We start from the raw sequence: 23,688 nt of genomic DNA, 5'->3' as shown, positions 1-23,688 counted from the left end.
ATGGATCAGGCGCAGATCGAAGTGCAGGTACTGGCATCGCTGGAGCAGATCCCGGCCGCCGACTGGGACGCCTGCGCCTGCCCCGAAACCGCCGATGGCGGACCGCCCGCCGATCCCTTCACCACCCACCGGTTCCTGCTGGCGCTGGAACGCTCCGGCTCTGTCGGGCGGGGAAGCGGCTGGCAACCGCAATATCTGACCGTCCACCACGACGGCCAGATCGTGGCCGTCACGCCGCTTTATGCGAAGTCCCACAGCCAGGGCGAATACATCTTCGACCACAACTGGGCCCATGCCTACGAAAGCGCCGGCGGGCGATATTACCCGAAGCTTCAGATCGCCGTCCCCTTCACGCCCGCCACCGGCCGCCGCTTTCTGGTCCGCCCGGGCTACGAGGAAATGGGCGCCGCGGCCCTGGTCCAGGCGGCTGTGCAGCTGGCGGACCAGAACGACCTCTCCTCGCTGCACGTGACCTTCTGCACCGAGGAAGAGGCCGAAGCCGGGCACGCCATGGGCCTGATGGTCCGCACCACCCAGCAGTTCCATTGGGCCAATGAAGGCTATGCCGATTTCGACGCCTTCCTGGACAGCCTCTCCTCGCGCAAGCGCAAGACGATCCGCAAGGAACGCCGCACCGCCAACGCATTCGGCGGCCGGATCCACGCCCTGACCGGCGACCGGATCGAACCCGAACACTGGGACGCATTCTGGCACTTCTACCAGGACACCGGATCGCGCAAATGGGGCCGCCCCTACCTGACCCGCGCCTTCTTCGACGAGGCGCAGGAGACGCTGCGCGGCGACATCCTGCTGGTCCTGGCCGAACGCGACGGCCGCTGGATCGCGGGCGCGCTGAATTTCATCGGCCGCGACGTTCTCTATGGCCGGTACTGGGGCTGTATCGAACACCATTCCTGCCTGCACTTCGAACTCTGCTACTATCGCGCCATCGAACACGCCATCGAACACGGCCTCGCACGGGTCGAGGCCGGCGCGCAGGGCGAACACAAGCTGGCCCGCGGCTATCTGCCGACCCAGACCCATTCGCTGCACTGGATCGCGGATCCGGGCTTTGCCAAGGCCGTCGGCCGCTATCTGGAGGCGGAACGCCGCGCCGTGGAAGAAGAGATCGAGATCCTGACGGATTACGGTCCCTTCAGGCGCGCCCATGTGGAGGAACAGGAATGACGGATAAACTGGAAGGCGCCGCCCGCACAGAAGCCTTGGAGGCCCTGGCCGCCGAGGGCTGGACGGCAGTCGACGGGAAAGACGCCATCTCCAAGACCTATGTCTTCAAGAACTTTGTCGAGGCCTTCGGCTGGATGACCCGCGCGGCCTTCTGGGCCGAGAAGATGGATCACCATCCGGAATGGTCCAACGTATACAAGACGGTCGACGTGGTGCTGACCACCCATGATGCGGGTGGACTGTCGGAAAAGGACGTCACCCTGGCGCGGAAGTTCGACGCGCTGGTCTGAGCGGTGGCGTCAGTGGTTGGGGGCTCTGCCCCCGCCGCACCTTCGGCGCGACTCCCCCGAGGTATTTGAAGATCAAAGAAGCCGGGAACGCGCTCCCGGCTTCTTCTTTTCGCAAATACTCCCGCCGGAGGCGGATCGCCATCAGCGGCGTGTGCGCCGTCAGAGGCTTTCGAGCAGCCCTTCGCCGGCCGAAATCTCGCAGGTGCCGGGGCTTTCTTCCAGGTTCAGGACCGTGACCTTGCCGTCGTCGACGAGCATGGCATAGCGCTTGGACCGGCCCATCAGACCCGCCGGCGGCGCGTCGAAATCGAGACCGATGGCCTTGGTGAAGGTGCTCAGCGGGTCGGCCAGCATGGTGATCCCGGCCTCGGTCGCGCCGGTCGATTCCCCCCAGGCCTTCATGACGAAGGGGTCGTTGACCGAGACGCAGATGATCTCGTCCACGCCCTTTGCATCGAACTGGTCCTTGGTGCGGATGAAGCTGGGCACGTGGGCCACGCTGCAGGTCGGCGTGAAGGCGCCCGGCACGGCAAAGATCACGACCTTGCGGCCCTTGGTCCGCTCGGTGATCGAGACCGGTTCCGGCCCGCCTTCGCCGAAAGCGATCAGCGTGGCTTCGGGCAGCGTGTCGCCGGTGGTAATGGTCATCTGAAAAACTCCCGGGTCAAGGATTTGGCATTGTCTTCCCTGCCGGATATAGGTTCCCTGCGCCCCCGGGGCCAATGAAATCGCAAGAGGAACAGGCATGAGCCATATTGTCGTGATCGGGGCCGGGCAGGCCGGGGCCTCGCTGGTGGCGAAACTGCGCAAGGACGGGTTCGATGGCCAGGTCACGCTGATCGGGGCAGAGCCTGTTCCGCCCTACCAGCGGCCGCCGCTGTCGAAGGCCTATCTGCTGGGCGACATGGCACTGGAACGGCTGTTCCTGCGCGCCGATCACTTCTATCCCGACGAGAAGATCGACCTGAAGCTGGGCGCGCCGGTGACGGCGATCGACCCGGTGGCGAAGACCGTCACCGTCGGGGACGAGGTGATTTCCTATGACCAGCTGGCGCTGACCACCGGGTCGGCGCCGCGCCGTCTGCCAGCGTCCATCGGCGGCGACCTGGACGGCGTCTTCGTGATGCGGGACCTGGCCGATGCCGATGCGATGGCGCCGGTCGTGGTCGAGGGCAGGAAGGCTCTGATCGTCGGCGGCGGCTATATCGGGCTGGAAGCCGCGGCGGTCGCCGCCAAGCGCGGCGTGCAGGTGACCCTCGTCGAAATGGCAGACCGGATCCTGCAACGTGTGGCGGCGCCCCAGACATCGGACTATTTCCGCGCGCTGCATGCAGGCCACGGCGTCGACATCCGCGAAGGCGTGGGGCTTGAACGGCTGATCGGCACCGGTGGCCAAGTAACCGGAGCGAAGCTGTCGGACGGGACCGAGATTGACGTCGATTTCGTCGTGGTGGGCGTGGGTATCGTGCCCGAGACGACGCTCGCCCAGGCCGCGGGCCTGGCCATCGACAACGGGATTGCCGTGGACGAACACGGGCGGACCTCTGACGCATCGATCTGGGCGGCCGGCGATTGCGCGTCCTTCCCGTACGGCGCCAGCCGGCTGCGGCTGGAGAGCGTGCCCAATGCCATCGACATGGCGGAATGCGTGGCTGGCAACATGCTGGGCGGCAACACGGTCTATGTGCCAAAGCCCTGGTTCTGGTCGGACCAGTACGACGTGAAACTGCAGATCGCCGGGCTGAACGGCGGCTACACCTCTGTGGTGACACGCCCGGGCGAGGGTCAGACCATGTCCTTCTGGTACTATGCCGGCGACCGGCTGGTGGCCGTGGACGCGATGAACGATCCGCGCGGCTACATGGTAGGCAAGCGCCTGATCGAGGCCGGCAAGACGGCCGATCCGGTGAAGGTCGCGGATCCCGCGACCGACCTGAAGGAGCTGATGAAGAACTGATGCGCATCGTCGCCGGACGGTTCCGCGGCCGGGCGCTAACCCCGGTCGGCAAGGGCGATCCGGCTGCCCATCTGCGGCCGACGCCGGATCGGGTGCGCGAAAGCCTGTTTTCCATGCTGGCCTCGCGCGATGCGATTGACGGGGCGCGGGTGCTGGATCTCTTTGCCGGAACCGGCGCGCTGGGGCTGGAGGCGCTGTCGCGCGGCGCGGCCTCGGCCGTCTTCATCGACAGCGGACGGGCGGCGGGGCGGCTGATCGCGGCGAACGTGGCGCTTCTGGGTGTCCGGGAGGAGACCCGCGTCATAGGACGCGAAGCGCAGAAGCTGGGACCTGCGACCGGAGAAGACCTGCCGGCGGACCTGGTGTTCCTGGATCCGCCCTATGGCAAGGGGCTTGGCGGCCCGGTGCTGGAACGGCTGGCAGAGCAGGGCTGGATCGCGCCGGATGCCCTGATCGTCTGGGAAGAGAACGCGCCCATGGCTGCACCGGCGGGCTTCTTGCCGGATGAAAGCCGGCGCTATGGGGACACGCATGTCACCTTGCTGCGGCGGGGATGAACTTGGGCTGATCGCGGTGGCGGGGTGAACCCCGCCCTACGCGGCGTTCATATCCACGGGGGCTCTGCCCCCGCCCTCCCCTGCGGGGAGGACTTCCCCGAGATATTTGAAGACCAAAGAAGGGGGCAGGCGCGCCTGGCTTCTTCTCTTTCCAAATACTCCCGCCGGAGGCGGTTCCGGCGTCCAAACACGCGATGCTGCCGGGGGATCGTCCCGGGATGGGACATTTGCACTGAAAGCCCTTTGGTCGGCGGTACATCGGCCGGACAAACCCGTATCCGACCCGGCGCCACCGAAGCGGCAGCCAGTGATCTTGCAAGATGCGGTACAGCCCTGGCAGGGGGATACCCCGCTGCCGGCGCTGCTGCGCCAGCAGACCGCGGATCAGTCGGCGTCGTATGTCGGGTGGAAGCGGCCCGCCGGCGAGAGCGTGAAGATCTCGCACCCGTCCTTCGTCACGCCGATCGAATGTTCGAACTGGGCCGAGAGGGACTTGTCCCGGGTCACGGCGGTCCAGTCGTCGGCCAGCGTCTTCGTTTCCGGGCGGCCCAGGTTCACCATCGGCTCGATGGTGAAGAACATGCCTTCTTCCAGCACCGCGCCGGTGCCGGGGCGGCCGTAATGGAGCACGTTGGGTGCGGCGTGGAACACCCGGCCCAGGCCGTGGCCGCAGAAATCGCGGACCACGCTCATGCGGTGGGCTTCGACATAGGCCTGGATGGCGTGGCCGATATCGCCGAAAGTCTTGCCGGGGCGCACGACCTCGATCCCCTTCATCAGGGCATCGTGGGTCACCTGGATCAGCCGTTCCGCCTTGCGGCCCAGCTTGCCCGCCACGTACATCCGGCTGGAATCGCCGAACCAGCCATCCACGATCACCGTCACGTCGATGTTCAGGATATCGCCGTCCTTCAGCTGTTTCGGTCCCGGAATCCCGTGGCAGACCACGTGGTTCACGGAAATGCAGCTGGCGTGCTGATAGCCCTTGTAGCCGATGGTCGCGGAAATCACCCCGGCCTCGTTCACCAGATCGGTGATGATGCGGTCGATCTCGCCCGTGGTCTGGCCCGGGAACACATGGGCCGCCATCTTGTCCAGGATATCGGCCGCGACGCGTCCTGCCGCATGCATGCCGGCAAAATCCGCCGAATCGTAGATGCGGATCCCGTCCTTCGTCAGCCTGCCGCGCGCGTCGTCCACTCGCTTTTCCATCTTGATCCTTGGTCCTTCCTTGACGGGAACATAAGTCACAGAAGGCCCGAACGCCAGAGGGGCGACCGCGCAGCCGCAGCGTTTGCCGTGGGAAACCGTTCACAACGGCGGGAAATCCCGGAAAATGCGCACAAGTGCGCGATGTCGCACTCCTTTTCCAACAGCCCGGCCAGACGGTCGCAAGGCCCAGTGCGGCCGCTGCCGCGGGGCGGCCCGACGCGTTGCTGCCTTGCGGCGACTGCCGGTTGCCGGTGATCAGCCCTTGGGGCGCGTCCGGGCCATGGCGGGGTCGATCGGGATGAACTCCGCCTCGTCGCCCGGGGGCAGGTGGAAGGGTCCGTTGGTCCAGTCCTCGGCCATCCAGGCCTCTTTCGCCTCCTCGATCCGTTCCCTGGACGAGGACACGAAGTTCCACCAGACATAGCGCTGTTCCGGGAAGGTCGCACCGCCCAGGAGCATCAGCCGCGCGCCCGCCGGACCGGCCTTGGCCGAAAGCCGGTCGCCGGGGCGGAAGACCATCATGCGGCCTTCCTCGAACAAGTCGCCGGCCACCTCGATCGAGCCCTGGGTCACATAGATCCCGCGGTCCTCGTGATCGTCCGGCAGCGGGATCGCGGCACCCGGCGCCAGCGTGACGTCCAGATAAAAGGTCTGGGTATGCATGGTGACCGGGCTTTCCATCCCGTAGGCGGTGCCCAGGATCAGCCGCGCCTCGACCCCGGTATCCTGAAGCACCGGCAGGGCGTCCTGCTTGTGATGTTCGAAGTCCGGCGCCATCTCCTCGTGCGATTTGGGCAGGGCAATCCAGGTCTGGATGCCGAACAGCTTCTGGTGCGGCTGCTTGCGGGTCTCGGCGCTGGTCCGTTCGGAGTGGGTCACGCCGCGGCCTGCGGTCATCCAGTTCACCTCGCCCGGATAGATCATCTGGTGGGTGCCGATGCTGTCGCGGTGTTCGAACTCGCCCTGATACAGGTAGGTCACCGTGCCCAGTCCGATATGCGGATGGGGGCGGACGTCGATCCCGCCTTCGGTGATGAATTCTGCCGGGCCCATCTGGTCGAAGAAGATGAAGGGGCCCACCATCTGCCGCTTGGGCGATGGCAGCGCGCGACGCACCTCGAACCCGCCCAGATCGCGGGCGCGGGGGATGATCAGCGTTTCAAGGGCCCCAGTTTGGTCGGGGCAGTCGGGGCCTTGGGTCGGGTTCCAGCTCATCGGATCTCTCCTGCGCCCCGGGGCTGTTGTCGGGGCGTTCGATGACAGGAAGATGGGGGACCGGGGGCCACGGGTCGACCCCTTGGTACACGCGACAGGCGAACAGGGTCTGTGCAGTCAGACGAAGGGCAGCTGTACGCCGACCGAAATCGCGATCGGATCCATGTCCACCGCGTGGCACAGGATCTGCACCCCCGCGTCCTGTGCGCGAACCAGTGCGGCCGCATAGGCCGGGTCGATATCGGCCGCGACGCCGACCCGATCCGCATCGGTCCTCTGCACAAGGTAGAGCAGAACGGCCTGCCCCCCGGCCGCAACGACCTCGGCCAGATCGCCCAGGTGTCGGGTGCCACGGGCGGTGACGGTATCTGGGAATTCGGCCAGGCCCGGCCGGCGCAGCAGCGTGACGCTTTTCACCTCGACGTGAACCGGGGCCACGCCGCCGGGCGACAGCAGGAAATCGACCCGGCTGCCGGTGCCATAGGCGACCTCGCGCCGATAGCCGTCATGGCCCGCCAGTGCGGGAATGCGGCCTTCGTCCAGCGCCTCGGCCACGAGCCGGTTCGCAAGGCCAGTGTCGATGCAGGCAAAGGCGTCATCCGTCTGCGCCAGCTTCCAGCTCCATCGCAGCTTGCGTTTCGGGTCGGCCACATCCTGAAGCCAGATCCGCATCCCCGGATCGGCCAGCCCGGTCATGGCGCCGGGGTTGGCACAATGGGCCGTCACCTCAGTCCCGTCGTCCAGCACGCAATCGGCCAGGAACCTCTTGTAGCGTCGGATCAGCCGCGCCGGGACCAGCGGGGCACTCTGGGGGGCTTCAAAGCGCATGACAGCCGCCCTATACGTGTTCGGGCCGAGCAAGCAAGGGAGACCTGCATGGCGAACCCAACCGCCGCGATGCTGGTCATCGGGGACGAGATCCTTTCGGGTCGAACCCGCGACAGCAACATGTATTTCCTGGCGCAGCAACTGACGCAGGTCGGCATCGACCTGGCCGAGGTGCGCGTCGTCGCCGACGATGCCGATGCCATCGTCGATGCCGTGAAGGCGCTGTCGGCCCGATACGACCACGTCTTCACCTCGGGCGGGATCGGCCCGACCCATGACGACATCACCGCCGACTGCATCGCCCGCGCCTTCGATGCCCATATCGATGTGCGTGCCGACGCCCGGGCCCTGCTGGAGGCGCATTACAAGCGCACCGGTGCGGAATTGAACGCAGCCCGCCTGCGGATGGCGCGGATCCCCGACGGGGCCACGCTGATCGACAACCCGGTATCGACCGCGCCCGGCTTCACCATCGCCAATGTCCACGTGATGGCGGGCGTCCCAGCCGTGTTCGAGGCGATGGTGGCATCGGTCCTGCCGACGCTGACCGGCGGCAAGCCGCTTCTGTCCCAGTCCCTGCGCATCCTGCGGGGCGAGGGAGAGATCGCGGCCTTCCTGGGCAGCCTGGCGGCCGAATTCTCCGACCTGTCGATCGGCTGCTACCCGTTCCAGCAGAACGGCATCTATGGCGCCAACGTGGTGATCCGCGGCGCCGAAGGCGCCCGCGTGGACGCCGCGATGACCCGCCTCGCGACCGAGATGGGCACATGAGGGACGAACGCGAACGCCTTTACGCCGCTGTCGACGGCACCTGGTCGCCTGCCCGCAAGGTGCAGGCAGGCATCTGGACGCTGCGCGAAGGGCTGGGCGGCGGAAGCCGCGTGTCCTCGGCCACGCTGACGGATCCGCATCGCCTGCCGCTTGCGGTCGACTTCGACCAGGCCGAGGAAGGGATGCGCGACCTGGGCCAGGCCCCGCTGTTCCAGGTCCGCGACATCGATCACCCGAAGCTGGACATCGAACTGGGCAGGCGCGGCTATTCCGTCTACGACCCGGTGGTGATCTACAAGGGCGACATCGCCGACCTGACATCCGAACCGATTCCCCCGGTCCGCGCCTTCACCATATGGCCGCCGCTGGCGATCATGACGGAAATCTGGGAAGCCGGCGGTATCGGCCCGGCCCGTCTGGCGGTGATGGCCCGCGCGCCGGGCCCGTTCACGGCCGTCTTCTCGCGCAACCGCGACAAGCCCGCCGGCGTGGGCTATGTCGCTGTCGACGGCGAGATCGCGATGCTTCACGCGCTGGAGGTGGTGCCGCAGCACCGCAAGCAGGGCGTCGCCAACTGGGCCGTGCGCAAGGCTGCCTTGTGGGCGGCCGAACATGGTGCGAAGCACTTGGTGGCGATCTGCCGGCGCGACAATGTCGGGGCCTGTGCGCTATACAACCGGCTTGGGATGAAGATCGTGGGCCAGTACCACTATCGCAAGCCACCCGTGAAACCGTCGTAGGGCGAGGAGACCCACCATGACCGACACCGATATGCCCACCGCGCTGGATCTGCCGATGGTGGACCCGCTGCCGCCGGAAACGCAGCGTTATTTCGACATCTGCGTGGAAAAGCTGGGAATGATCCCCAACGTGCTGCGCGCCAATGCCTTCGACATCGCCAAGCTGAATGCCTTCACCGGCATCTACAACGACCTGATGCTGGCGCCGTCCGGCCTGACGAAGCTGGAACGCGAGATGATCGCGGTGGTCGTGTCGTCGATCAACCGCTGCTTCTACTGTCTGGTGGCCCATGGCGCCGCCGTGCGCGAAATGTCGGGCGATCCGAAACTGGGCGAAATGCTGGTCATGAACTATCGCGTGGCACCGCTGGACACCCGCCAGCGCGCGATGCTGGACTTCGCCGCCAAGATGACCACGGGCAGCGCCGAGATCGAGGAAGCCGACCGCCAGCGCCTGCGCGATGCCGGTTTCACGGACCGGGACATCTGGGATATCGCCAATGTCGCGGGCTTCTTCAACATGACGAACCGGGTCGCCAGCGCCACCGCCATGCGCCCGAACGACGAGTACCACACCCAGGCGAGATGATCCCGACGCGCCGCGCCCTTTGCCTGTCCGTGCTTCTGGCCGTGGCCGTCCCCGCCGGGGCGGCCACTGTCTTTGCACCTGCCCTTCCGGCGGGCGCACGGCAGCTGGTCGACCAGCAACAGGACCTGGGCAGCTATGCCCTGCCGACCGGCCCCTTCGCCGATGGCACCGTCCCGGTCGAAACGGTCGAGGGCGAGGTGCGTCGGCAAAGCTGGCAGATGGTGGGGGACCGTTCGACGCCCTCGCAGATCCTGGCGCCGCTGAAGGCACAGCTGGCCGAAGCCGGCTTTGAAACCGTCTTCGAATGCGCGGCACAGACCTGCGGCGGCTTCGATTTCCGCTTCGGCACCGACGTGCTGCCCGCGCCGGGCATGCATGTCGACTTGCGCGATTATCGCTTCCTGGCGGCCCGGCGGCCCGACGGCACCGTGGCCAGCGTACTGGTCAGCCGCAGCCGGTCCGCCGCCTATGTCCAGATCGTCACCGCCCGGGCCGCACCCATGACCGGCACGCCCGCCACGGCCCCCGAAGCAGGGTCCGAAACCGTGTCGCGTGCCGCCACCGGCGACCCGGCGACCATTGTCGCGTCCAGGCCTATCGGCGCCGTGGGCCGCGCCCTGATCGACCGGGGCATGGCGGCGCTGGACGACCTGCAATTCTCGACCGGCCATTCGGCACTGGAAGACCATCCCTATGCCTCGCTGGCCGATCTGGCTGATTTCCTCAAGGCCCGTCCGGGGGCCGAGGTGGCGCTGGTCGGCCATACCGATACCTCCGGATCGCTGATCGCGAACCAGACCGTGTCGCGCAAAAGGGCCGAAGCCGTGCGCCAGCGGCTGATCGACACCTACGACATCCCCGCCGGCCAGCTGACGGCCGAAGGCGTGGGCTACCTGGCACCGCGGGCATCGAACCTCGCCCCAGGCGGCCCCGAAACCAACCGCCGGGTCGAGGCGGTGCTGATCACCCTGGGCGACGGCTAGGCCAATCCCGGCAGGATCAGTCCAGGCCGGTCCCAGCGCATCGGGCCCTGCTCCCGGAAGGTCTCCACCAGGAAATCGATGAAAGCGCGGACCTTGGGCTGGGTAAAGCGGCCGGCAGGATAGACGGCGTGGATCTCCTGCCGCACCTCCGGCAGGGCGGGCAGGGCGTCGACGACCAGTCCCCGATCCATCGCTTCCCAGAACAGGAAACTGGGCAGGCAGGCGATCCCCAGCCCGGCAATGGCCGCATTCAGCAGCGACGGCCCGTCATTCACCGACAGCCCGCCGCCCGTGCGCACCGCCCGCAGTTCGCCCGACGGGTCCACCAGCGTCCACGTGGCGCCCCCGGGCCGCCCGGACCGGTGCAGCAGGCTGTGCCCGTCCAGATCGTCGATCCGCGCCGGCCGCCCGGCCCGCGTCAGATATGCGGGGCTGGCCACCAGCCGCGGCACCGTCAGGGCCAGCCTCCGCGCGCGCAGCGTGCTGTTCTCCAGCGCCCCCACCCGTACGGCCACGTCGAAACCTTCGGGGATCGGCCCCGCCGTCGGTTCGCCCAGCTCCATGGTGACGGTGATGTCGGGATAGCGCGCAAGGAAGGGTCCCAGCACCGGCGACAGGAAGGCACTGCCGAAATCGCCCGCCGCCGCGATCCGCAGCAGGCCGGACGGCGCAGATTGCATCGACGATACCAGCGCCTGGGCCGCCCCCGCATCGTTCAGCACCTGCCGCGCGCACGGTCGTAATAGGCGAGGCCGATCTCGGTCGGGCTGACCCGCCGCGTGGTCCGGTCCAGAAGCCGCGCCCCCAGCCGGGCCTCCAGGCTGGACACATGTTTCGACACGGCGGACTTGGATATCCCCATCTTCCGCGCGGCATCGGTAAAGCCCCCCTGGTCCACCACGGCGGCAAAGGCTTCCATTTCGGTCAGTCGATCCATGCAGCACAGTCGTTCCGAAACCCGGTTCACCGTCCCAATCCACCGTCCCGGTCCTGCCACCGGAACCCGGCACAATCTGGGCAAGCCCGTGGCAATATCGCGAAGCCGCCACGATTCGACCGCCATCGAAGCCTGGCCCCGTGGTGACGGCCATCCTCGGCGTCCCCGGCATCGAACGCTTCGAGAACCCCCTCATCCGGGCAAACTCCTGCCGTTGTCCGTTCTCCGGGATGAAGAGCCGCTACACAGATGGCGCAGGCTGGGCCCGACACCACGCAGCCCGGGCCGGCCCCTTCGCCGATGACCGTGTGCGCATCGCCAGCGTCATCCGGGCCTGCCGCATGGCAGACCGCGCCCGAACGCAGGAAAACGGCCGCGCCGCCCACAACCTGGCGCGCCCGCCGCTTCTTCTTTTCACAAATACTCCGGGGGAGTCCGACCCGAAGGGGCGGACGGGGGCAGCGCCCCCCCGCTCCAGCCAGCGCAAAGCCTCAGCGGTCTCCGCCCTGGAACCCGCTTGTGCTGCCAGCCCCGACATCGCCGCCGAACAGGCTCCGAAGCACCTTGTCGACACCCTGCGCGATGCTGCCCTGCGGCGCCCCACCGGCCGTCGTCGCATCCGGATCCCGCGCCTGCGAGGCTCCTTCCGGTGCCCGCATCGGCAGCGGCCGGGGCGTCCGGCCGTCCTCGGCCCGAATCATCGTCTCGCGCCAGATCTCGGCCGGCAGGCCACCGCCGGTGACGCCCTTCAGGGGCGAGTTGTCGTCATAGCCCATCCAGACCCCGGTCACGTAATCCGCCGTGAAGCCGATGAACCAGGCATCCCGCGACGACTGGCTGGTCCCGGTCTTGCCCGCCGCTTCCCAGCCCGGCAGCTTCGCGCGCCCGCCGGTACCCTCGGACACGACCTTTTCCATCATCCAGACCAGTTGCTCGGCCGCTTCCTGCCGGATCACGCGTTCGCCCATCCCGCCGGACGCCCCGATCAGTGGTGCATCGTCGCCCTGCAGCCGCAGTTCCTCCAGCCCGTAGGGCGTGACCGAGGATCCGCCGTTCAGGATACCCGCAAAAGCGCCGGTCATCTCCAGCAGGGTGCTTTCCGACACGCCCAGCGCCAGCGACGGACCATCGGCCAGGTCGCTTGCGATGCCGAAATCGCCGGCGACCTTCCTCACCATGTCCCGGCCCACGCTCTCCGAAATCTTGATCGCAGGGATGTTCAGCGACTTCTTCAGCGCCTCTGTCAGCGTCACACGGCCATAGTGCTTGTGGGTATAGTTGTCGGGGCACCACTGCCCCGATCCCGGGATGTTCATGCAGAAGGGTTCGTCCACCACCGTGTCCAGCGGCGAATAGCCCAGTTCCAGCGCGGTGGCATAGATGAAGGGCTTGAACGACGACCCCGGCTGCCGCACGGCCTGCGTCGCCCGGTTGAAGGCGCCCGACACGCGCGTTTCGCGCCCGCCGACCATGGCGCGCACGGCGCCATCGGGCGACATCACCACGATCGCCGCCTGCGCCTGGGATTCGGGCGAAACCTTCTCCTGGAAGATGATCTGCATCGCCTCTTCCGCCGCGGCCTGGACATGCGGGTCCAGCGTGGTGCGGATGATCACGTCCTCGGTCGTCTTCCGGGTGAAGAAATCCGGGCCCGTCGACATCACCCAGTCGGCGAAATAGCCGCCCGCCCGCGCGGCCGCGGCTTCCGACAGGACCGCCGGATGCGCCCGCGCCTCTTCGGCCTGGGCCTTGGTCAGATAGCCCTGATCCTCCATCAGTCCCACGATGACCGAGGCGCGCCGCTGTGCGCGTTCCAGGCTGGCCGTCGGCGCATACCGCGTCGGCGCCACCAGAAGGCCCGCCAGCATCGCGGCCTCGGCCGGGGTCACGTCGGCGCCGGACTTGTCGAAATACCGCCGCGATGCCGCCTCGAATCCGCGAGCGCCCGCCCCCAGGAAGGCCCGGTTCATGTAGATCGTCAGGATCTCGTTCTTGGTGTACTTCGCCTCCATCGCCATGGCGAAGATCGCTTCCTTGACCTTCCGCACCATCGTCGTCTCGCGGCAGGCGGCCTCGAATTCGGCCTCGGTCTGGCCGGTGGACGGATCGTAATCCTCTCCCAGGCACAGAAGCTTGGCGGTCTGCTGGGTGATCGTCGACCCGCCGTGGCCCGACAGCGGCCCGCGCCCTTCGCGCAGGTTGATCGCCACGGCGCTGGCGATGCCGCGCGGGTCGACGCCGAAGTGGGAATAGAATCGCCGGTCCTCGGTCGCGACGACCGCCTCGCCCATATAGGGCGACATCTGCTCGACCGTCACCGCGCCGGCATATTGATCGCCGCGCCAGGCGAAGACATCGCCATTGTGGTCCAGCATCGTGACCGATCCGCGGGCCCGCCCGTCCAACAGGTCCGACGCGTCGGGCAGCGTGGCATACACATAGGCCACGGCGATCCCGATGATCGCCGCCATGATCAGCGAGATCCGCCAGAAGAAGCCCCAGATCACCCGCAGGATGAAACCGAAGAACCGGCCGATGGCCCGGCCGACCGTGGCCAGCGGGCCCTTGCGCGCCCCGCCGCCCCTCTTGCGGCCCCCGCTGCCGCCCTTGCCGCCACCATTGCCGCTTCCGCCGCCCCCACCGGATCGCCGCCCGGCCTTGGCCGGCGGCTTTGCAGATGTCTTGGCCGCTGATTTCGGTGCGCTTTTCGGTGCCGGCTTCGGCGCGGGCTTCTGCCCGTTCCCGGGTCTCCTCGGCCCCTTGCCCGGCGCAGCCCCGCCGGCCGCCGACGACGTCTGACCGCGCGTGGCGCGCAACTGCCCGTCGGGCGCGCCGCTGCCGCGGCGTTCGGCCCTGAGCGGCGGTGTCGCTCTGGATGAATCGGTCATGCTCTGCCCTGCCCGGCTTATTGTTGCGTTCACCATAACCTGTTCCGACCGGATTGTTGAGACCGCGGATTCTGCAGGTGCATTCCAAGATCGATCAATTCGTAATCGATTTCCATTTTCTGTGCAAAAAATGCGCACAATCTCCGGGGGAGGGCCGTTTGGAGGCGCGCGACGGCTCATCTTTCCCTGCGGCGTCGGCATGAATGCGTATGCAATCGCCACGGCCCCACACGGCCGAGATGGGGTCAAAGGAGAAAAGGGGAAGCGACGTGAAACTCGTTATCGCAACGATCAAGCCCTTCAAGCTGGAGGAGGTCCGCGAGGCGCTGACCGAGGCCGGTGTCGGCGGCTTGATGGTTACCGAAATCAAGGGATTCGGTTCCCAGTCGGGACATACGGAAATCTATCGCGGTGCGGAATACGCCGTGAACTTCGTACCGAAGATCAAGCTCGAGGTCGTCGTGCCGGCCAGCATGGCGGACAAGGTCGTCGAGACGATCTCCACTTCGGCGCGCACGGGCAAGATCGGCGACGGGAAAATCTTCGTGCTGAACGTCGAACAGGCCGTGCGGGTGCGCACCGGCGAAACCGACCACGACGCGCTGTAAGGCGGCACAGGGACCAAGGGGAACACGGACAATGAAACACCTGAAGACATTCGCGCTGGCGGCCGGGCTTACGGCATTGCCGGTGCTGGCGCTGGCCCAGGATGCCGAAGCGCCGGCGGCCGGGGTGTCGCCCGAAACGCAGTATATCCTGACCACTTTCCTTTTCCTCGTTGCCGGTTTCCTGGTGATGTGGATGGCCGCAGGCTTTGCCATGCTGGAAGCAGGCCTTGTCCGTTCCAAGAACGTGGCGATGCAGCTTCTGAAGAACGTGGCCCTGTTCGGCATCGCGGCCATCGCGTACTGGGCCGTCGGCTACAACCTGATGTACCCGGGCGACGGATGGTCGATCGCGGGCTATCTCGGCGCCTTCTCGATGACCACGCTGGAACCGGTGGGCGTTGCCGCCACCGACACCGATCTCAGCTATGCGTCGGTCGGTTCGGACTACTTCTTCCAGCTGATGTTCTGCGCCACCACCTGCTCCATCGTGTCGGGCACCCTGGCCGAGCGCATCAAACTGTGGCCCTTCCTGCTGTTCTGCGTCTTCATGACCGGCTTTATCTACCCGATCGAAGCGTCGTGGAAATGGGGCGGCGGCTGGCTGGACGCCATGGGCTTCCAGGACTTCGCAGGCTCGACCCTGGTGCATGCGGCTGGCGGCTTTGCGGCCCTGTCCGGCGCCATCGTCCTGGGTCCGCGGATCGGCAAGTTCAACAAGGACGGCAAGGTCATCCCGATCCCCGGTTCGAACCTGACGCTGGCCACCCTGGGGACGTTCATCCTGTGGCTGGGCTGGTTCGGCTTCAACGGCGGTTCGCAGCTGGCCATGGGCACCGCAGGTGACGTCGCCGACATCAGCCGGATCTTCGCCAACACCAACATGGCCGCTGCTGCCGGTGCGATCGCCGCGATGATCCTGACCCAGCTGGCCTACGGCAAGGCCGACCTGACCATGGTGCTGAACGGCGCGCTGGCCGGCCTCGTGTCGATCACTGCAGAACCGCTGGCCCCGTCGCTGTTCCAGGCGCTGATCATCGGCGCAGTGGGTGGCGTGATCGTGGTCTTCACCGTTCCGCTGATCGACAAGATGAAGATCGACGACGTCGTCGGCGCCATCCCGGTCCACCTGATCTGCGGCTTCTGGGGCACGTTCATCGTCGCGTGGACCAATGCGGACGCCAGCTTCGGCACCCAGATCTTCGGCTTCGTGGCCATCGGCGCCTTCGTGTTCGTGGTCAGCCTGGTCCTGTGGCTGCTGATCAAGGCCATCTTCGGCCTGCGTGTCAGCGAAGAGGAAGAGATCAACGGTCTCGACATGGCCGAGCTGGGCATGGAAGCCTATCCGGAGTTCTCCAAGGGCTGATACCTCCTCCCATCAGCCAAACTCCAGCCCGGGCGCTCGCGCCCGGGCTTTTTATATGGAACCTCTTCCGGAATCGGGGACATGCTGACAGTCTGGGGACGCAGGACATCGTCCAACGTGCAGGCGTTGATGTGGTGCATCGGCGAACTGGACCTGCCCTTCATCCGCCACAATGCGGGCCACCGCTACGGCGTCACCGACACGCCTGCCTTCGCCGCGCTGAACCCGAACCGCACGGTTCCGGTCCTTCAGGACGGGGACGATCCGCCCCTGTGGGAAACCGGTGCGATCCTGCGCTACCTGGCCGGGCGCTATGCCCGGGACACGTTCTGGCCGGTCGATCCCGTGGCGCGGGCGGATGTCGACCGCTGGGCGGAATGGGCCAAGATCAACGTGGCCCTGGGCTTCACCGCGCCCGTCTTCTGGCGCGTCGTCCGCACACCCGCGGCACAGCGGGACCCGGACGCTATCCGCCAGGCCGTCACCGCGCTGGAACGGTTCCTGGCCATCGCCGACACCCGGCTGGCGCAGTCGCCCTTTCTGGCCGGCAACAGCTTCACCCTGGCCGACATCCAGTTCGGCCACGTCCTCCATCGCTATTTCGATATCGACACCGACCGCGCGCCTCTGCCCGCGCTGGCGGACTACTACACGCGACTGGTACAGCGCCCGGCCTACCGGGAGCATGTCATGGTCGACTACGAGGAACTGCGCGCCTAGAGGCCCGCGTCGACGATCGCCTGCGCCAGCACCGGCACGGCGGCTTCGGTCAGGCCGGCCACGTTCATGCGGCTGTCCCCCACCATGTAGACGGCATGTTCATCCCGCAGATAGCGGATCTGGTCCGGCGTTGCCCCCAGGCGCGAGAACATGCCCCGGTGCTGCGCCAGGAAATGGAACCGGTCGGACCCGGTCAGCCGCTGCAGTTCGTCTGCCAGCGCCCGGCGCACGCCGTTGATGCGGCCCCGCATCTCGGTCAGTTCCGCCTGCCAGTCGGCGCGCAGGGCGTCATCCTGCAGGATGGTCGAAACGGTCCGCGTCGCATGGTCCGGCGGGAACGAGAAATTCTGCCGGTTCAGGTGCGCGAGCGTGCCCTTCAGCCGGCCCTGAAGCGCCGGATCCTGTGCCGTGGCAATCAGCAGCCCGGCGCGGTCCCGGTACAGACCGAAGTTCTTGGAACAGCTGACCGCGATCAGGCACTCCGGCAGGCCGGAAACCATGCCCCGCACCAGCGCCGCATCCTCCTCGACCCCGTCGCCAAGGCCCATATAGGCCAGGTCGATCATCGCCAGCGCGCCGCGGTCTGCGATCAGGTCGCGCACCGCCTGCCATTCCACCGGGTTCAGGTCTGCGCCGGTCGGGTTGTGGCAGCAACCATGCAGCAGCACGACATCGCCCGCCTTCACCGCCTGCAGGTCCGCCATCATCGCGTCGAAAGCCACGCCCCGAGTCTCCGGGTCGAAATAGCGGTAATAGCTGCGCGCCAGGCCCAGGTGGTCCAGCATCGAGGCATGGTTCACCCAGGACGGATCGCTGATGAAGACACGCGCCACCGGATTGGCGGCCTGGATCGCCTCGAAGGCCTGCCTCACGGCGCCCGTGCCGCCGGGCGTCGCCGCTGCGGCCACGTTGGCCCGCGGGATCGCATCGCCCAGCACCAGCCCGGTCATCGCGTCGTTGAAGGCCGCGTCGCCGAGGAAGCCGATATAGGACTTGGTCTCCTGCTCGCGCCACAGCCGTTCCTCGGCCGCCTTGACCGCGCGCATCACCGGCGTGACGCCGGCCGCGTTGCGATAGACACCGATGCCCAGGTCGATCTTGCCGGGCCGCGTGTCGCCGCCATAGGCCTCCATCAGCGCAAGGATGGGATCGACCGGCTGAACCGGCAGGGCTTCGAACATGTCCGTATCTCCAGAAGGACGGCTTAACGCGCCGGCCCGGTCTCGACCGCCAGCGTCGGGAAGGCACCCCATTCGGTCCAGGACCCATCGTAAAGCGCATAGTCGGGCTTGCCCATCCGCTCCATCGCCAGACACAGGACTGCGGCGGTGACGCCCGACCCGCATGTGGTGATCGCGGGCTTCGACAGGTCGACGCCGGCAGCCTCGAACACTGCGCGCATCTCATCCGGGGACTTCATCGTCCCATCGCCGTTCAAGAGCGTGGTATAGGGCACGTTCTTCGAGGTCGGGATATGCCCGGACCGAAGGCCGGCCCGCGGTTCGGGCACTTCGCCCCGGAACCGCTCGGCCGAGCGCGCGTCGATGATCTCGTGATCGCCCAGCTTAATCGCCTGGCTGACCTGGGTCACATCGCGGACCAGCGCGTTCCGGACCCGCGCGGTCATGTGCCGGTCCCGCACCACAGGGGGCATGTCCTCGACCGGGCGGCCTTCGGCCTGCCACTTGGGGAAACCGCCGTCCAGTACGGCCACGTCGGTCTTGCCCATAAGCTTGAACAGCCACCAGACACGGGCCGCCGAAAACAGGCCCGACCCGTCATAGACCACCACCTGGTGGCCGTCGCCCACGCCCATGGCGCGCAGGCGCGACATGAACTTCTCGGCCGGCGGCGCCATGTGCGGCAGGTCCGAGCGATGGTTCGAGATGTCGTCGATGTCGAAGAATCGCGCCCCCGGAATATGCGCGGCCCCGTATTCCACCTTTCCGTCGCGGCCGGCACCGGGCAGATAGGTGGAACCGTCCAGCACCCGCAGGTCCGGATCCTTCAGATGGGCTGCAAGCCATTCGGTGGAGACGAGAGTCGTCGGATCGTCCTGCATGGAACCCTCCCTAAGGCGTTTCCAGCTTGGTTACAGATTGACGCAGAGGCTGACAAGGCGAAGCCGCGCCAAGGTATGCGCCTTCCTTCCGAAAACGGGTCTTACTGCAGACCGCGGACCGCCTCCGGCGGGAGTATTTTCGAAGAGAAGAAGCCAGGGGCGCGCCCGACCCTTCTTCTCTTCACAAATACCTCCGGGGGGAGTCCGCCCGGAACGGGCGGGCGGGGGGCAGCGCCCCCCACGGCGACGGCCGGCATGTGGCCGGATCTCAGCGGTTTTCCTTTAGCAGGCGCTGCTTGTCCCGCGACCAGTCGCGCTTGGCCTGGGTCTCTCGCTTGTCGTGGTTCTTCTTGCCCCTGGCCACGCCCAGCTTGATCTTGGCGATGCCGCGGTGGTTGAAGTACATCACCAGCGGCACCAGGGTCATGCCCTTGCGCTGGGTCGCGTTCCACAGATCCGCCAGTTCCTTCCGCGACACCAGAAGCTTGCGCTTGCGGCGCTCCTCGTGGCCGAAGGTCTTGGCCTGCTCGTAGGGCGCGACATAGCTGTTGGTCAGCCACAGCTCGCCGTTTTCGACCATGGCATAGCTTTCGGCGATGTTGGCGCCATGGGCGCGCATCGACTTCACCTCGGAGCCTTCCAGCAGGATGCCGCACTCGATATCGCTTTCGATCGCATAATCGAAACGCGCACGCCGGTTCTCGGCGATCACCCTGTAATTCGGATCCGACTTGCCCTGTGCCATGGCGGCTGGATGTAGGCTGCCCGGCGCCCCGCCGCAAGGTCCTTGAACGGAACGGATGCAACCGCGCCGCGTTGACATCCCGGATCCGCCGCCTTCATCTGGGGCAAGCACAGGCGAACGAAAACGCGCACGAACAGGGGCAGCCCGGGGGCCAGACATGTTCTACATCAAATGGTTCTTCACGCTTCTGATCTGGAGCGTCATCGCCGTGTTCCTGTGGTACACCCTGCCGCGGCACGATGTCGTTCAGATCACCGGCACCGATATCAAGCGGGTGAATTTCGAAGGCAATTCCTGGTTCTGGTCCACCGTCTCGACCGGGGGCGAGGTCGGGCAGGACAACACGGCCGACGTCTACATGATCAACGCGATCCGCCCCAACGGGCAGCCGCGCGTCTATCGCAACCAGGACACCGGTTGGCACTGGCCGCCCTACTTCAAGTTCAACTCGGCCGATTTGCAGGCCAAAGCGCAATCCATGGTCTCGACCGCGGAGGCGCCGAAATGGGTGCTGGTGCGCTACTATGGCTGGCGGTTCAATCTACGCTCGCTCTATCCCAATGCCGTCAAGGTCTGGGCGGTCGACAGCCCGGACCACAAGGTCATCAACTGGTTCAACATCATCTTCATCGCAGGATTCGTGATGATCATGGTGGCGCTGTGGCGGCGGTGGCGCCGGTTCCGGGAGCGGCGAATCGACCCGGTGCTGGACCGGATCGACGACTGGTTCATAGATCTGGGCCTGTGGTTCCGCGACAAACGGCGCGACTATCGCGACTGGCGGGACCGGCGGCGGACCTGATCCGGCCCGGGCGCGCGGGCCGCGAGGTCCGCTGCCCTGGCCTATTCTGCGAACAGGTGATCGGTCCGCGCGATTTCCAGCGCAGATTCCAGCGGGATCGACAGGAAATCCGCAATCCGTTCCGCCATCTTGTCGACGCTGTCGGACTGACGAATGCGATTGAAGCGGTCGAAATCCCCGTCGCGGATGCGGTCGGCCTCGTAGGCGAGGTCGTTCCGCAAGGTGGGCAGGATCCGCTCCAGCGTCGCGGACGACGTATGTTCGCCCGCCAGGCCCACGCGCTTGGCATGGCCGATCAGGTAATCGTCCGAGAAATCGCACTGGACGTCCAGCATCCTCGTCACCGACCGGTCGCCATAGAAATCCTCCAGCAGGTCGAAACTGGCGGGGTCGAGGCAGATGATCATGCGGTCGTTCTCGAAATACTCGAACAGCATCCGCATCAGCGCACGCCGGTGGCGGGTGCGCTTTTCCAGCGTTGTCTGGATGCCGCCCAGGTCCGGCAGCGGCGTCGCTTCCTCGTTGAAAAGGTATTCGACCGCCGGCACGTTCGTGACCTGGCGGATCCGCTCCAGCAGGCGCTTGGCGACATGCCATTTCTTGCAGATGACGATCATCAGCTCGCGGTCGCGGCCCAGCGATCCTTCCGTCTCCCAGAAGCGGGCGCCGAAGCGGCGGCCGATCCGGCCGCGGCCGGTCAGGAACGGGTAAAGATCGCGGCCTTCGTTCGAGACCTGGAAGGTCACGTCCTCGGCCGAATAAAGCCGGCCCAGGCGGGCGCGCAGTTCTGCCGCCTCGGGGCTGATCTTGCGCGCGAACAGGAAATCCTGCCCCACCAGCAGGTCATAGTGGTCGTTGTAGAAGGTGACCGGCATCCCGTAGTCGGAGAACATCAGGAAGGTCAGCGTGCGGGTGCGGATCTCGCGCTCTGGCACAAGGTGACGGACCAGCGTCTGAAAGAACGTCTCGTCCGGGATCCAGGTGGTACGGAAGAAGCGCATCACGTCCCGGCGCTTGCGGGTGAAATCCAGGATCCATTCGACGGTGCGGCGGCGCAGGCACCACCATTGCGAGCCGATCATGACCTGGATATCCTTGGGCACCTCGCGGGTCAGCTTGAAGCGGCGCTGCAGCTCCAGCGCGGTATAGAAACGCCATGTCTGGGTGCGCTCGTTGAACCAGTGGCGATAAATCAGCCGGTCTTCTTTCATCCCGGTCTTGATCCAGTCACTTTCGAAAAAATCGAAACTTTCGATGTAATCGCAGTCGTCGCCATCCAGGAAGGCATGGGCGTATTCGGCGGTCTTCACCGCCATGCAATCGCCCGACAGCATGTAGAAATGGGTGGCGCGCGGGAAGGCCTCGACCGCGCTTTCGATGGCGTAGAGCGAGGCTTGGACCAGGGACCATTCGCCCCAGCCGCACTTGATCCGCTTGTGGGCGAATGTGACGTTCGGATTGCCGTCCAGGGCCTTGCGGATCGTGGCATAGTGTTCCGGCTTGGCACGCGCGTCGAAATGGATCGACATGTAGTCGCCTACTGCCGTCAGCCGCTGCGCCTGCTGGATGATCGCTTCCGGTTCCTTGTGACAAAGAAGGATATAAGCGATTTTCGACACGACGGACCCCGGCAAACAACGATTATTCTGCCGTACGCGATGACAAGTGCGATTGGCAATTGAAGAACGCCGGTAAATTTGTTTTCAACTGGCCCTCGGCTCCCCAAGCATAATACGGCAACACTGGGCGAGGAGGCAGAGTACTATGGGTTTTCCCGGAACCTGGATGACCGAATCCGAAAGCATGGTCTATCGGGTCGTTCCGAAATGCGCATGTTCGACCATCGGACAGATCATGTTCTATTCCGACCACGGCCGGTTCTTCGACGGCGACATCCACGACGCCCGCGAGGGCATGCACAAGTGGTCCGTGACCGAAAGCCAGGACCTGATCACACGGAACGTCCAGGCGCAGAACACCTACGCATTCACCTGCGTGCGCAATCCGTACACGCGGATCCTGTCCTCGTTCTTCGACAAGATCTGCGGCATACAGCGGAACGGCAAGCGGTATCGCGGCAACCTGGTGCCGACGCTGATCTATCGCTACGGGATCGAGGTCGGCGGCGACGACGGCAAGCAGGAATTCGACCAGATCGAATCGTTCCGGCGCTTCCTTCTGTTCGCCCGCGACACCATCCGCTGGCGGCGCCCGATGGAGCCGGACATCCACTGGTCCGCGATGTCGGGCCACGTGTCGACCTTCATTGTCAACGGCGGGCGCTACGACAGGATCTTCTGGACCGAGGATTTCAATCCCGGCATGCAGTCGGTGCTGGACGCGATCGAGACGCCGCACAAGGTCGACCTGGACCAGATCCCGCGCTTCAACGAAAGCGAAGGGCACGGGCCAAAGCGGGCGCACCCGGTCGAGGATTACTTCGACGATCTGTCGATGCACATGATGTACGAGATCTACAAACGCGATTTCGACCTGTTCAAGTACGACTTCGAAGATCCGTCGAACAAGATGCCCGTGGGCGAAATCGACCTGGACGAGGTTCACGCCAAGCTGGGAGACTGACCGGGCGACCTCCCGCGAAGCCGATTTGAATCGTCTTCGCGGCCCGGTCCGATCAACGTGTCCGGTCAGATCGCCGCCAGTCCGCCACGGACGAAATCGGCGGCAAGGACGGCATAGTCCTGACGGCTGAGCCCCCGGCCCGGCCGGTGCCACATGTAGACCCAGTTCAGGATGCCGAAGACCGACATCGTCGCGGCGCGCACCCGGTCGGGTTCCAGATCCGGGCGTTCGGCCCGGACCGCGTCGCCCATGTCGCGCACCAGTTGCCGCTGCAGCGCCAGAAGCGGCGCCTGCATCTCGTCCGGCAGCGCCTCCAGCGCTTCCAGCTGCAGCTTGTGGGCGGCGTCCGCATCCTCGTAGGCGTCCAGCACTGCCGCGATCAGGCCCGGCAGACCGTCGGGCCGGGCAGCCTCGACCACCGCGGCCAGTTCGGCCAGATGGGTGTGCAGGATGTCGTAAAGCAGCGCTTCCTTGCTGTCGTAGTAGTGGTAGAGCAACGCCTTCGACACACCGGCCGACCGCGCCGCGCCCGTCATGGACGCACGGTCATAGCCATGGGCCGCGAAATAGGCCGCGGCCCCGTTCCGCAGGCTTGCGCGTTTCTCCTCGTGGTCCCGGGCCAGTCCGCGTGCCAAGGCCGCCCTCCCCGG

General features: G+C 66.2%; 23 protein-coding genes and 1 pseudogene. 13 read left to right on the top strand and 11 right to left on the bottom strand.

Annotation, left to right across the window (positions count from 1 at the left end; genetic code table 11):
- Complete coding sequence (locus FQK05_RS07435; protein WP_158965287.1) at positions 1-1,188, top strand: GNAT family N-acetyltransferase; 1,188 nt, start codon at positions 1-3, stop codon at positions 1,186-1,188.
- Complete coding sequence (locus tag FQK05_RS07430) at positions 1,185-1,478, top strand: 4a-hydroxytetrahydrobiopterin dehydratase (protein WP_158965286.1); 294 nt, start codon at positions 1,185-1,187, stop codon at positions 1,476-1,478. The genes FQK05_RS07435 and FQK05_RS07430 overlap by 4 nt, the downstream gene beginning before the upstream one ends.
- A 159-nt stretch (positions 1,479-1,637) precedes the next feature.
- Here the strand turns inward: FQK05_RS07430 and FQK05_RS07425 are convergent, their stop codons facing one another.
- A complete protein-coding gene (locus FQK05_RS07425; protein ID WP_158965285.1) occupies positions 1,638-2,126 on the bottom strand; it encodes a peroxiredoxin in 489 nt (162 codons plus the stop codon).
- A gap of 97 nt (positions 2,127-2,223) precedes the next feature.
- Between FQK05_RS07425 and FQK05_RS07420 the strand changes: the two genes are divergently transcribed.
- The gene (locus FQK05_RS07420) at positions 2,224-3,435 is read left to right on the top strand and encodes an NAD(P)/FAD-dependent oxidoreductase (RefSeq protein WP_158965284.1); all 1,212 of its coding nucleotides are present in this window, start codon (positions 2,224-2,226) and stop codon (positions 3,433-3,435) included.
- On the top strand, positions 3,435-3,992 hold the full coding sequence (rsmD, locus tag FQK05_RS07415; RefSeq protein ID WP_158965283.1) for a 16S rRNA (guanine(966)-N(2))-methyltransferase RsmD: 558 nt from the start codon (positions 3,435-3,437) through the stop codon (positions 3,990-3,992). Before FQK05_RS07420 ends, rsmD begins: the two co-directional genes overlap by 1 nt.
- 384 nt (positions 3,993-4,376) lie before the next feature.
- Here rsmD and map read toward each other — a convergent pair whose 3' ends face one another.
- The 3 genes from map to sfsA form a co-directional block, all read right to left on the bottom strand.
- Positions 4,377-5,204: a type I methionyl aminopeptidase gene (gene map, locus FQK05_RS07410; RefSeq protein WP_158965282.1), complete on the bottom strand. Its 828-nt coding sequence runs from the start codon at positions 5,202-5,204 to the stop codon at positions 4,377-4,379.
- A 255-nt stretch (positions 5,205-5,459) separates the two neighbouring features.
- Positions 5,460-6,419, bottom strand: coding sequence for a pirin family protein (locus FQK05_RS07405; RefSeq protein WP_158965281.1), 960 nt, complete (start codon positions 6,417-6,419; stop codon positions 5,460-5,462).
- Positions 6,420-6,536: 117 nt separating this feature from the next.
- Entirely contained in the window at positions 6,537-7,247 is a 711-nt protein-coding gene (gene sfsA / locus FQK05_RS07400) for a DNA/RNA nuclease SfsA (protein ID WP_158965280.1), read from the bottom strand.
- A gap of 48 nt (positions 7,248-7,295) precedes the next feature.
- Between sfsA and FQK05_RS07395 the strand changes: the two genes are divergently transcribed.
- Genes FQK05_RS07395 through FQK05_RS07380 form a run of 4 tightly spaced genes read left to right on the top strand, consistent with a single transcriptional unit; the run spans position 7,296 to position 10,330 of the window.
- Positions 7,296-8,018, top strand: a complete 723-nt coding sequence (locus tag FQK05_RS07395) for a competence/damage-inducible protein A (protein WP_158965279.1) — start codon at positions 7,296-7,298, stop codon at positions 8,016-8,018.
- Positions 8,015-8,758 (top strand): GNAT family N-acetyltransferase, encoded by a 744-nt coding sequence (locus tag FQK05_RS07390; protein ID WP_158965278.1) that lies wholly within the window; start codon positions 8,015-8,017, stop codon positions 8,756-8,758. The genes FQK05_RS07395 and FQK05_RS07390 overlap by 4 nt, the downstream gene beginning before the upstream one ends.
- A gap of 16 nt (positions 8,759-8,774) precedes the next feature.
- Entirely contained in the window at positions 8,775-9,347 is a 573-nt protein-coding gene (locus tag FQK05_RS07385; RefSeq protein ID WP_158965277.1) for a peroxidase-related enzyme, read from the top strand.
- Positions 9,344-10,330: an OmpA family protein gene (locus tag FQK05_RS07380; protein WP_158965276.1), complete on the top strand. Its 987-nt coding sequence runs from the start codon at positions 9,344-9,346 to the stop codon at positions 10,328-10,330. The genes FQK05_RS07385 and FQK05_RS07380 overlap by 4 nt, the downstream gene beginning before the upstream one ends.
- On the opposite strand, the pseudogene FQK05_RS07375 reads toward FQK05_RS07380, so the two are convergent.
- Both FQK05_RS07375 and FQK05_RS07370 read right to left on the bottom strand, forming a co-directional pair.
- Positions 10,327-11,267, bottom strand: a pseudogene (locus FQK05_RS07375) (LysR substrate-binding domain-containing protein). The gene FQK05_RS07380 and the pseudogene FQK05_RS07375 overlap by 4 nt on opposite strands.
- 491 nt (positions 11,268-11,758) lie before the next feature.
- Complete coding sequence (locus FQK05_RS07370) at positions 11,759-14,155, bottom strand: transglycosylase domain-containing protein (protein WP_158965275.1); 2,397 nt, start codon at positions 14,153-14,155, stop codon at positions 11,759-11,761.
- 269 nt (positions 14,156-14,424) lie between these two features.
- On the opposite strand from FQK05_RS07370, the gene FQK05_RS07365 reads away from it, so the two are divergent.
- The 3 genes from FQK05_RS07365 to FQK05_RS07355 all read left to right on the top strand — a co-directional run bounded on the left by FQK05_RS07365 (position 14,425) and on the right by FQK05_RS07355 (position 16,846).
- Positions 14,425-14,763: a P-II family nitrogen regulator gene (locus FQK05_RS07365; RefSeq protein ID WP_158965274.1), complete on the top strand. Its 339-nt coding sequence runs from the start codon at positions 14,425-14,427 to the stop codon at positions 14,761-14,763.
- 31 nt (positions 14,764-14,794) lie between these two features.
- The gene (locus FQK05_RS07360; RefSeq protein WP_158965273.1) at positions 14,795-16,126 is read left to right on the top strand and encodes an ammonium transporter; all 1,332 of its coding nucleotides are present in this window, start codon (positions 14,795-14,797) and stop codon (positions 16,124-16,126) included.
- An 81-nt stretch (positions 16,127-16,207) separates the two neighbouring features.
- Positions 16,208-16,846 carry a glutathione S-transferase family protein gene (locus FQK05_RS07355; RefSeq protein ID WP_158965272.1) on the top strand — a complete coding sequence of 213 codons (639 nt, stop codon included), beginning with the start codon at positions 16,208-16,210 and terminating at the stop codon, positions 16,844-16,846.
- Here FQK05_RS07355 and FQK05_RS07350 read toward each other — a convergent pair.
- From FQK05_RS07350 to smpB, 3 genes are all read right to left on the bottom strand, one after another.
- The gene (locus FQK05_RS07350; RefSeq protein WP_158965271.1) at positions 16,843-18,027 is read right to left on the bottom strand and encodes an amino acid aminotransferase; all 1,185 of its coding nucleotides are present in this window, start codon (positions 18,025-18,027) and stop codon (positions 16,843-16,845) included. The two genes, FQK05_RS07355 and FQK05_RS07350, sit on opposite strands and share 4 nt — an antisense overlap.
- Positions 18,028-18,050: 23 nt before the next feature.
- The gene (gene sseA / locus FQK05_RS07345) at positions 18,051-18,908 is read right to left on the bottom strand and encodes a 3-mercaptopyruvate sulfurtransferase (RefSeq protein ID WP_158965270.1); all 858 of its coding nucleotides are present in this window, start codon (positions 18,906-18,908) and stop codon (positions 18,051-18,053) included.
- 268 nt (positions 18,909-19,176) lie between these two features.
- Positions 19,177-19,653, bottom strand: coding sequence for an SsrA-binding protein SmpB (smpB, locus tag FQK05_RS07340; RefSeq protein ID WP_158965269.1), 477 nt, complete (start codon positions 19,651-19,653; stop codon positions 19,177-19,179).
- Positions 19,654-19,810: 157 nt separating this feature from the next.
- On the opposite strand from smpB, the gene FQK05_RS07335 reads away from it, so the two are divergent.
- Positions 19,811-20,455 (top strand): DUF1523 family protein, encoded by a 645-nt coding sequence (locus tag FQK05_RS07335; protein WP_158965268.1) that lies wholly within the window; start codon positions 19,811-19,813, stop codon positions 20,453-20,455.
- A 41-nt stretch (positions 20,456-20,496) separates the two neighbouring features.
- On the opposite strand, the gene FQK05_RS07330 is transcribed toward FQK05_RS07335, so the two are convergent.
- Positions 20,497-22,074, bottom strand: coding sequence for a DUF5928 domain-containing protein (locus FQK05_RS07330; RefSeq protein WP_158965267.1), 1,578 nt, complete (start codon positions 22,072-22,074; stop codon positions 20,497-20,499).
- Between the two features lie 145 nt (positions 22,075-22,219).
- On the opposite strand from FQK05_RS07330, the gene FQK05_RS07325 reads away from it, so the two are divergent.
- Complete coding sequence (locus FQK05_RS07325) at positions 22,220-23,038, top strand: sulfotransferase family protein (protein ID WP_158965266.1); 819 nt, start codon at positions 22,220-22,222, stop codon at positions 23,036-23,038.
- 65 nt (positions 23,039-23,103) lie between these two features.
- Here the strand turns inward: FQK05_RS07325 and FQK05_RS07320 are convergent, their stop codons facing one another.
- Positions 23,104-23,673 (bottom strand): TetR/AcrR family transcriptional regulator, encoded by a 570-nt coding sequence (locus FQK05_RS07320; RefSeq protein ID WP_158965265.1) that lies wholly within the window; start codon positions 23,671-23,673, stop codon positions 23,104-23,106.
- Between the last annotated feature and the right edge of the window lie 15 nt (positions 23,674-23,688).

It is taken from the genome of Chachezhania sediminis (assembly GCF_009765275.1).
In the GTDB taxonomy this organism is placed as follows: domain Bacteria; phylum Pseudomonadota; class Alphaproteobacteria; order Rhodobacterales; family Rhodobacteraceae; genus Chachezhania; species Chachezhania sediminis.
Note: the sequence above shows the minus strand (reverse complement) of the source record. Positions and strands in the feature narration are given on the sequence as shown.

Excerpts from the sequence above, each read along its gene's own strand:
- FQK05_RS07385 (WP_158965277.1), top strand. The coding sequence starts at position 8,775 with ATGACCGACACCGATATGCCCACCGCGCTGGATCTGCCGATGGTGGAC.
- rsmD (WP_158965283.1), top strand. The coding sequence starts at position 3,435 with ATGCGCATCGTCGCCGGACGGTTCCGCGGCCGGGCGCTAACCCCGGTC.
- sfsA (WP_158965280.1), bottom strand. The coding sequence starts at position 7,247 with ATGCGCTTTGAAGCCCCCCAGAGTGCCCCGCTGGTCCCGGCGCGGCTG.
- FQK05_RS07325 (WP_158965266.1), top strand. The coding sequence starts at position 22,220 with ATGGGTTTTCCCGGAACCTGGATGACCGAATCCGAAAGCATGGTCTAT.
- FQK05_RS07435 (WP_158965287.1), top strand. The coding sequence starts at position 1 with ATGGATCAGGCGCAGATCGAAGTGCAGGTACTGGCATCGCTGGAGCAG.
- FQK05_RS07370 (WP_158965275.1), bottom strand. The coding sequence starts at position 14,155 with ATGACCGATTCATCCAGAGCGACACCGCCGCTCAGGGCCGAACGCCGC.
- map (WP_158965282.1), bottom strand. The coding sequence starts at position 5,204 with ATGGAAAAGCGAGTGGACGACGCGCGCGGCAGGCTGACGAAGGACGGG.
- FQK05_RS07395 (WP_158965279.1), top strand. The coding sequence starts at position 7,296 with ATGGCGAACCCAACCGCCGCGATGCTGGTCATCGGGGACGAGATCCTT.
- smpB (WP_158965269.1), bottom strand. The coding sequence starts at position 19,653 with ATGGCACAGGGCAAGTCGGATCCGAATTACAGGGTGATCGCCGAGAAC.
- sseA (WP_158965270.1), bottom strand. The coding sequence starts at position 18,908 with ATGCAGGACGATCCGACGACTCTCGTCTCCACCGAATGGCTTGCAGCC.
- FQK05_RS07335 (WP_158965268.1), top strand. The coding sequence starts at position 19,811 with ATGTTCTACATCAAATGGTTCTTCACGCTTCTGATCTGGAGCGTCATC.
- FQK05_RS07430 (WP_158965286.1), top strand. The coding sequence starts at position 1,185 with ATGACGGATAAACTGGAAGGCGCCGCCCGCACAGAAGCCTTGGAGGCC.
- FQK05_RS07360 (WP_158965273.1), top strand. The coding sequence starts at position 14,795 with ATGAAACACCTGAAGACATTCGCGCTGGCGGCCGGGCTTACGGCATTG.
- FQK05_RS07390 (WP_158965278.1), top strand. The coding sequence starts at position 8,015 with ATGAGGGACGAACGCGAACGCCTTTACGCCGCTGTCGACGGCACCTGG.
- FQK05_RS07355 (WP_158965272.1), top strand. The coding sequence starts at position 16,208 with ATGCTGACAGTCTGGGGACGCAGGACATCGTCCAACGTGCAGGCGTTG.
- FQK05_RS07425 (WP_158965285.1), bottom strand. The coding sequence starts at position 2,126 with ATGACCATTACCACCGGCGACACGCTGCCCGAAGCCACGCTGATCGCT.
- FQK05_RS07380 (WP_158965276.1), top strand. The coding sequence starts at position 9,344 with ATGATCCCGACGCGCCGCGCCCTTTGCCTGTCCGTGCTTCTGGCCGTG.
- FQK05_RS07350 (WP_158965271.1), bottom strand. The coding sequence starts at position 18,027 with ATGTTCGAAGCCCTGCCGGTTCAGCCGGTCGATCCCATCCTTGCGCTG.
- FQK05_RS07405 (WP_158965281.1), bottom strand. The coding sequence starts at position 6,419 with ATGAGCTGGAACCCGACCCAAGGCCCCGACTGCCCCGACCAAACTGGG.
- FQK05_RS07420 (WP_158965284.1), top strand. The coding sequence starts at position 2,224 with ATGAGCCATATTGTCGTGATCGGGGCCGGGCAGGCCGGGGCCTCGCTG.